The sequence below is a fragment of the Ligilactobacillus apodemi DSM 16634 = JCM 16172 genome, from assembly GCF_001434405.1.
In the GTDB taxonomy this organism is placed as follows: Bacteria; Bacillota; Bacilli; order Lactobacillales; family Lactobacillaceae; genus Ligilactobacillus; species Ligilactobacillus apodemi.
Genome location: NZ_AZFT01000054.1, coordinates 1 through 9,650, shown reverse-complemented (window position 1 = coordinate 9,650; position 9,650 = coordinate 1). Strand labels below are relative to the sequence as shown.

2 protein-coding genes are annotated in these 9,650 nt (G+C 42.4%); both read left to right on the top strand.

Annotated elements, in window-relative coordinates:
• A partial coding sequence (locus FC32_RS10305) for a mucin-binding protein (protein WP_056957440.1) occupies positions 1-5,409 on the top strand: 5,409 nt, incomplete at its 5' end.
• Between the two features lie 395 nt (positions 5,410-5,804).
• On the top strand, positions 5,805-9,650 hold a 3,846-nt coding region (locus FC32_RS10300), incomplete at its 3' end, for a Rib/alpha-like domain-containing protein (protein ID WP_056957439.1).

The window sequence follows — 9,650 nt, the reverse complement described above, 5'->3', positions numbered from 1 at the left end:
ATTTGGTTAAATATCAATGAAGTTGAATTTGCTAAGAATGGTTTCCAAAGTTTACCGATCTATGACAACGGTGCTAATGAAGATGTCTCGATCAGTGGTACTGATTTAGTATCTGGTATTTATGCAAATGCGATCAAAGATAATCAAACTGATCCAACTGTCAATGTGAGCTCGGCACTTTATAAAGATGCACCTTACTATGGGATCTCTACGATGCGTGCAAGTCACCAAATTTGGTTCCCACATAGCACGGTAAATGAAGCTGCTGGACAACATACAAATACGATCAAGTATATTTATGAAGATGGCACGACCGCAGCACCGACCGTTACTCAAGAAGTCAATATGGTCCGCGATCTGACCTTGTCACTTAGCGCTGAGACGATCGCTGATATTCAAACATATGCAGCTACACATACAGCTGATGAGATCTTAGACTATATTAAAGAAAAATATGAAGTTACTGCTGATACTGGTTGGAAAGTAAATAATGCAGTCAATACGACAACTGCTTATGATGCGGTAACGACGCCAACGATCGAGGGCTACACTGCATCGATCCAATCGACAAATGCCAATGGTGTATCGACAAGTGATGCTTCAAGTGTGCATGCTATTTTATCAATTCCTGAAACGATCGTTGAAAATGGGCAATTGACTGATGCATATAAGAATAACGGAACGACTGGTATTCCTGAAAACTATGTGACAGTCGTTGTTTACAAAAAGACCCAGACTCAACAAACAGCAACGATCACTTACGTTGATAGCACCACTGGTAATACACTCACAGTCGATACTGTTACCGGAGATTCTAACGCAACGATCGATTACAGCACAGCTGATAAGATCAAAGCATTAGAAGATCAAGGTTATGTTTTAGTTACAGATGGTTTTCCAAGTGGCGCAGTGTTTGATGATGATACAAGTGTTGATCAAAGCTACACTGTTACTTTAAAACACGATACGGCTACATCAACACCAGACAAGCCCGCCACACCAGGTGAGCCGATCAATCCAAATGATCCAGACGGACCAAAATGGCCGACCGAAGCGGGTGAAGTTTCAAAAGATGTCACCTTAACGGTCACCTATAGTGATGCAGGAGAAAAAACACCAGCTAATAACGTGCAAACGGCGACTTGGAATCGGACAGTCACTGTTGATAAAGTTACCGGCGAAGTCGTTTCTTCAACAGACTGGACGCCAGATAAAACAACATATAATGCGGTGACCACACCAGTGGTCGAAGGTTACTATGCCGATACAGCTGAAGTGACTGCCCAAACAGTGACGCAAGAAGATATCACGATCCCCGTTGTTTACAAACCATTAGGAATGATCATTCCGGTCGATCCAAGTGGAAATCCGATCCCAGGGACAAAAACACCACAATATAACAACGATCCAGATGATCCAACTAAGGGTGGCGCAACGCCAGTTCCAGATGTTCCGGGTTATACCCCACAAGTACCAAGTGTGACCCCAGAAAAACCAGGGGAAGACACACCAGTGATCTATGTTCCGGTGACACCAGGGACGCAACAAGCAACGATCACCTATATTGATCAAACGACAGGTGAACCGATCACGATCGATCGGGCACAAGGGGCTTCAAACACGCCGATCAACTATACAACAGCCGATAAGATCAAGGAATTGACAGATAAGGGCTATATTTTAGTTAGCGATGAATTTCCAAGTGATGCGACCTTTGATGATGATGATCAAGTCGATCAAAACTTCAATGTCACCTTGAAACACGATACGGCTACATCGACCCCAGATAAGCCCGCCACACCAGGTGAGCCGATCAATCCAAATGATCCAGATGGGCCAAAATGGCCGACCGAAGCAGGTGAAGTTTCAAAAGATGTCACCTTAACAGTCACCTATAGTGGTGCAGGTGATCAAACACCAGCTAATAATGTGCAAACGGCGACTTGGAATCGGACAGTCACTGTTGATAAAGTTACCGGCGAAGTCGTTTCTACAACAGATTGGACCGCTAACAAGACAACTTATGACGCAGTAACGACACCAGTGATCACAGGTTATTATGCTGATACAGCTGAAGTAACAGCTCAAACAGTGACCCAAGAAAATATCACGATCCCAGTTGTTTACAAGCCATTAGGTAAGATCATTCCAGTTGATGAAGATGGAAATCCACTTCCAGATGCACTAACACCGCAATACAACAATGATCCAAGTGATCCAACCAAGGGTGGTGAAACACCAACTCCAACAATTCCTGGGTATCATACGGAAACATCAACGGTCGATCCAGATGATCCAGGCTCAGATACAAAAGTTGTTTACGTGAAAGATGATGTTGATAAGTATACTTTGACAGAAAACTTTGTAGATGATAAGGGTAATAAGTTAGCAGACTCCGTAGTTAAGGGAGACTATACAAAGGGTACGGATTATGATGTAACTAGTGATACTAAAGTGATCCCAGGGTATTATTTGACAGCAGTACCAACTAATGCGACTGGAACGTTTGGCACTGAAAATGTCACTGTTGACTTTGTATATGCTGAGTTAGGTAAGATCATCCCAGTTGATGAAAATGGTGATCCGCTCCCAAGTGCACCAACACCACAATACAACAATGATCCAAGTGATCCAACTAAGGGTGGCGCAACGCCAGTTCCAGATGTTCCGGGTTATACCCCACAAGTACCAAGTGTGACCCCAGAAAAACCAGGGGAAGACACGCCAGTGATCTATGTTCCGGTGACACCAGGGACGCAACAAGCAACGATCACCTACATTGATCAAACGACAGGTGAACCGATCACGATTGATCGGACACAAGGGGCTTCAAACACGCCGATCAACTATACAACAGCCGATAAGATCAAGGAATTGACAGATAAGGGCTATATTTTAGTTAGCGATGAATTTCCAAGTGATGCGACCTTTGATGATGATGATCAAGTCGATCAAAACTTCAATGTCACCTTGAAACACGATACGGCTACATCGACCCCAGATAAGCCCGCCACACCAGGTGAGCCGATCAATCCAAATGATCCAAACGGACCAAAATGGCCGACCGAAGCAGGTGAAGTGACAAAAGACGTGACCTTGACGGTACACTATGTCGGTGCTGGGGAAAATACGCCTGCAGATAATGTCCAACAAGCAACATGGCAACGAGAAGTAATGGTCGATAAAGTCACTGGTGAAGTTGTTTCTTCCACAGACTGGACCCCAAGTCAAACTGCATATAGTGCGGTGACCACGCCGATCATTACTGGATATTATGCAGATATTTCAGTCGTTCCAAGCCAAACAGTGACCCAAAACAACATTGAAGTGACGGTAACTTATAAACCGTTAGGTCATATCATTCCAGTCGACCCAGCTGGTGATCCGCTCCCAGAAGCACCAACACCAAGTTATGAAAATGATCCAAATGATCCAACTAAAGGTGGAACTACGCCAGTACCGGATATTCCAGGATATCATCCAGCAACGCCAAGCGTGACTCCAGATAAACCGGGTGAAGATACTCCAGTGGTTTATGTGAAAGATGAACCACAAAAGGCTACGATCACCTATATCGATCAAAATACGGGCGACCCGATCACGATCGATACTGTGACGGGCGATCCAAACACGCCGATCAACTACACGACAGCCGATAAGATCAAAGAATTGACGGATAAAGGATATGTTTTAGTGACCGATGAATTCCCAAGCAATGCGACCTTTGATGGCGATAATAATGTTGATCAAAACTTCAATGTTACCTTGAAACATGATACGACCACGTCAACCCCAGATAAGCCCGCCACGCCAGGTGAGCCGATCAATCCAAACGATCCAAACGGACCAAAATGGCCGAGCGAGGCAGGTGAAGTGACAAAAGATGTAACGCTGACGGTACATTACGTTGGTGCAGGAGAAAATACGCCAGCTGATAATGTCCAACAAGCAACATGGCAACGAGAAGTAACGGTCGATAAAGTCACTGGCGAAGTTTTATCGGCTACGGACTGGACTCCAAATAAAACTAGCTATGATTCGGTAACGACGCCAGTGATCACTGGATACTACGCTGATATTGCAGTCGTGCCAAATCAAGCAGTAAGTCAAGATAACATTGAACTGACCGTAACTTATAAGCCGTTAGGTCATATTATCCCAGTTGATCCTGCTGGTGATCCGCTCCCAGAGGCGCCAACACCAAGTTATGAAAATGATCCAAACGACCCAACTAAGGGCGGCGAAACACCGGTACCAGATATCCCGGGTTATACACCACAACAACCGACTGTTGATCCAGAGGACCCAGGCAAAGATACTCCTGTAACATATGTACCTGTACCAAAAGATCAAACAGCTAAAATCGTTTATGTTGATGCTAAGACTGGCGAAACGATCCAAACTGATACAACAACAGGTAAATCAGGTGAACGCATTGATTATACAACGGCGGATAAGATCCAAGACTTTATCAACAAAGGTTATGTTTTAGTTGAAGATGGTTTCAAGGCTGCTGGTGACCCAACGTATGATGATGATGAATCACAAGATCAAACATTTATCATTAAGTTAAATCATGCTGTAGCTCCGGTTGGTCCAAATGATCCACATGAACCAGGAACGCCGATCAATCCAGATGATCCAAATAGTCCATTGTGGCCAAACTTAGATCAATACAACAAACAATACACTTCTACGGTTCATTTTGTTGACGAAAATGGTAATAAATTACGTGATGATGTTGTTCAAACGTCAACTTGGACACGGAACTTGTTGATCGATAAAGTTACTGGCGAGATTCTAAATCCAGATGAACCTTGGACACCGGATAAAGAAAACTATGCTGAAGTTAACGTGCCGGTTATTAACGGATACTACGCTGATAAAGCGGTGGTTCCTGGTGATCCAACGCAACAAAAAGATCTTGAAACGAGCGTAACTTACAAGAAGATCGGTGTGATCGTTCCTGTTGATGAAAATGGAGTTCCGATTCCAGGTGCTCCAACGCCACAATACAAGAATGATCCAAATGATCCAACGAAAGTTATTGTAACGACTACGCCTGATGTTCCAGGATATAGTGCAACGATCGGTAGTGTTGATCCAATTGATCCAGGTGCCAATACACCAGTTATTTACAAGAAAGACACTACTTCAACACCGGAACCACAAAATAGTACACCAACGACACCAACAGCTAAAACAGTTGCTACAGAGCCACAAGCAACAACACCAGTTACTCAAACGCAAACTACAACGCAAAAACAAGCGGTCAAAGCAACCACAGCAACAGAATTGCCACAAACAGGTGATGAAGAAGATACGACACAAACATTGCTTGGAGTAACGTTGTTAGCAGGTTTGGCAGGCTTGGTAGGTTTTGGAAAGAAGAGAAAGACTAAAAGTTAGCTTTGTCTAACAAAGAAAGCTTGAGTGCGAAAAAAATTTCGTGCTCAAGTTTTTTTAATTTGTTAACTAAGATAACAAAAATATTATGCAAACAAACATTTTCAATCTATCTACAACAATATTCAAAAAAGTTTATTTTACTGTTACCTAAGTATAATCGGGATATTTTTATTTAGATTATTGCTAAAATATTATACTGATATTAACTTAGTTTTATTGAGAATTAGAATATGGTAAAAGTGTATTTTAGCTTGATATTATAGAATTTTAAAGGGGGTTATGGCGTATCATTTGCTTTTAAGTTAAAAAGAATTTAATATAAAGTTATGGAAAATATTTTAAATTATAGATTTTTTTAACATTTCCAGAGCGTAAAAGTGATAGGAGGTAATCACATGGTTTCAAAAAATAATAAAAAACTTCAAACACAAAAGATGGAACCAAGTAAACAAAGATTTGCGATCAAAAAATTTAGTGTTGGGGTCGCATCCGTCTTAGTTGGTTTTACTTTTGCAGCATATGCAGGTGGAGCGTTAGCGGATGAAAATGCAACGTCAGATGTTGCGACTGAAGTCTTAGATGATACGGGTGAAACGGCCTCATCTGAAACTACTACAAATTCTACAGCTGAAGACACCACAAAAACCCAAAGCGAAGATGTTACTGAAGCACAAAAAACAGCCGTAACTGATCCAACAAGTACCGCAAATACTGAAGATCAAGCAGCCACGACTGTAGAGGAAAGTGATCAAAATACTTCTTCCGAAACTGTGCCAACCCAAGCACAAGAAGGAGAAAGTGTAGCTATATCAGATACAGCTACTGATGATATCACTAACGGCGCTAATGATATCACAGAATCAGCCGAAAGTACAGATGTTTCGGCCAATTCTGCTGCTCAAGCAACATTTAGAAGCGCCGATAGTGAAGCTGTTTCAAGTGCAACTGCTGCAGCAACCGCGGAAACTACGGCTACGGCAGAATCTGAAGCAGTAGCGACTCAAGCAGATGAACCAACCATTTCGGATCAATTACAAGAAGAAGCACAAAAAAATGCTATCTATAGTCCTGGAGACCCAACAGCCGTTAGGACTTATTCGGGGACAGCGTGGATCAATACAGACGCTTCTAGTGGGATCGATGCTTACCGTCCAAGTAATGGTGATACGCCAATTGCAGGGATGAAAGTTTATTTACAATGGGCAGATGGCAAAGGCTATGTTTCAAAAGTATACTATACTACAACAAATGCAGATGGTACATTTGCGATCGACCTTTCTACTCCAGAAGTGGGTAGCGATGGCGTGGAACATACTTTCCAATTAGCAGGTGATGCTAAATTTGCGATCAGAACATGGGTAGAAAATCCCGATCCTGATAAATACAGTATTGTAAAACAAGGCGACATGGTTTACGGCTTCCATACGCGTTTGAATCGTAAAAATGAATCATGGGATTTTACGGCCGGAGTTAACCGGATCGTTAATGCTCAAGTTGTTTTACAAGAAAAATATAATTTAGAAGATTGGTTAGTTAAACCGGAAAGTGAATGGAGTCAACCAACGAATGCAGATGGTACTTGGGCAGATACAGGTTCTTATGGTGCGATCAAAGGGACTGTTTGGTACGATAACGGTGATGGTGCCGGAACCCTTGCTAACCAATGGATCAATGACAGTAACGATGTTAAAGCCACTGGGGTTAAAGTGGTAGCATCGTATCTAAATGATGAACTTACTCGCCAATTAGATGCCTGGAAAGCAGACAATAAAGGCTATACAGCTGCTGATCTGCAAGCTGCAGAAGAAGAAATGATTACTGCTTATCAAGCAGAACATGGTGTGGGCTCTCACATTGCGGAAACGGTAGTAGCTACAGTAGATGCAGATGGTAATTATTATATTCCGTTTAAAGGATTATATGGTAAGAGTGCCAGTTCCAAGGGGAGCGCAGCTGTTTCAGATGATCAATGGGGCACATTAGTCAGTGATGAAGATGCAAATAACAATAAGTTGATGCAATGGAACGGAACTCTTGGTCAAAAACTTCGTCATATCAATACAGACTACATGTATGTTGCTCCTTTAGTTGATAATTACAACATTTGGAGTCCTGCAATCGCAGTCAATATGTTCCAAGAAATCAATAATTCTGTTGCGCCAGGGATGCCAACTGTTGGAGTGGCACAAAATCTATCTTCGATCAACTTTGCAATTTTAGCTCCACAACCAATGATCGATATTTTAGACTACAACACAAGTGACCATTATGCTTTCCCAGGTGATGTAGCAAGTTCAACAGTCGGTGGCTTATTACCAAACCGTGAATATCAAATTCAATGGTTCAAAGACGGGGTAGCGCTTGGTGATGCGCAAACGATCACTTCGGATAGTGAAGGTGTTGCCACTCCAGCAACATTTACCGTTCCTAGTGATATTACAGGTGCTACTAACTTTACAGCAGCTATCTTTGAACAAGGTGAAAGTACGAGTAGCTTAAATAATGCTTTAGCGTTAGATTCATTTATCGCTAACATTCCAGTAGCTGATTCGTATGTGCCAACATATGCTGCAGTAACAGGCACGATCGCTAAAGATACTGATCCTGTAACGCCAACATTTAAGGATGCAACTGGTGCCGATACTACTGCTCCAAAAGGCACAAAATTTGCCACCGCAACAGATGCTGATATTCCAGCGGATGTTAAAGCAACAATTCCCGCAGGCGTACAAGTGATCGATCCTGCAAATGTAACGGTGAATGAAACTACAGGTGAAGTTGTTGTCAAAGGGGATGCTTTGACAGCGAAAGGAACTTATGTAACACCGGTTGAGGTAACTTATCCAGATGGCTCGAAAGATTACACCTATGTAACCGTTACCGTAGCTGATGATGCAGCAACGACCTATACAGCAACAGGTGGTGAGTTAACTAAGACTTATGGTCAAGCAACGACAGCAGATGAAGTCTTAGCTCAAGTTACGACCGATTATCCAACAACCGCTACCAAACAACCAACATTAGCTGTTAAAAATGAAACTGATCTGCCAAATGGAACAGAAGCTGGTGAATTCTCAGTTCCAGTAACGGTGACTTATCCAGATGGTACAACTGAAGAAGTGACGGTTAAAGTAACAGTCGAACCTAGTGCTGCTTCTAAATATGATGTAACTGGTGGCCAAATCAATAAATATCTTGGTCAAGCAACCACTGCTGATGATCTTGCAGGTGCAATGTTCTTTACTGAGACTGGTAAAACAGATCAAGTTGCTGCTCCTGATGGCGTAACAGTTACCCCTAAAGACGAAACGACCTTGCCAGATGGTAAAACTCCAGGTGTTTACTTGGTACCATCTACAGTAACTTATGCTGATGGATCAACTGATGATGCGACTGTTAAAGTTGTCGTCGGAAATGTGATCCCAGTCACAGATTCATCTCAAGAAACCCCAGATGGATATGTGCGCATAACTTTTGATGCTGGTGATACTGGTCGGTTTGAAGATGGTGCAACAACTCAATTTGATGTAAAAGAAGGAACAGCGATCTCTGAAGTCTCAGTTCCAACTCCAACACCAAATGAAAACTTCTTGTTCACAGCTTGGAATCCGACTTTACCAGAAACGATCACCGCTGCCGGGACCTACGTTGCCCAATACAAGTTAAAAGATAATATCCAATATACTGCAACATATGGTACGGTAACTAAACCAGCTGGTGAAGCTACAACGGCTGATGATGTGATTGCTGCAGTAATAACAGACTATCCAGCTGGCTCTGATCAACCAGTAGTTACAGTAAATGAAGGAGCAGTCTTACCAGATGGAAATACACCTGGTTTCTATACAGTTCCGGTAACCGTAACGTATCCAGATGGTACAACACAAACCGGTGAAGTAACAGTTAATGTTTTAGATAAAGTGATTGATCGTACCAATAATCCTGATGCAGAAGTGCCTGAAGGTTATGTTCGAGTAATTTTTGCAGCTGGAGATAATGGTAAATTTGCCGATGATGCAAGTTACATTTTTGATGTTCGTGAAGGAACAGATGCAAGTGAAGTGACTGTACCAACAGTTGTAGCAAATGAAGGTTATGTTCAAAAATCTGGTACTGATGCATGGAGTCCAGCTTTACCAGCAACCTTTACGACTGGTGCTACCTATACAGCACAATACGAAGTAGCACAAACAGATGCTGACAAGTATGAACCAGAAGGCCAACCAATTCAAACAGAAATC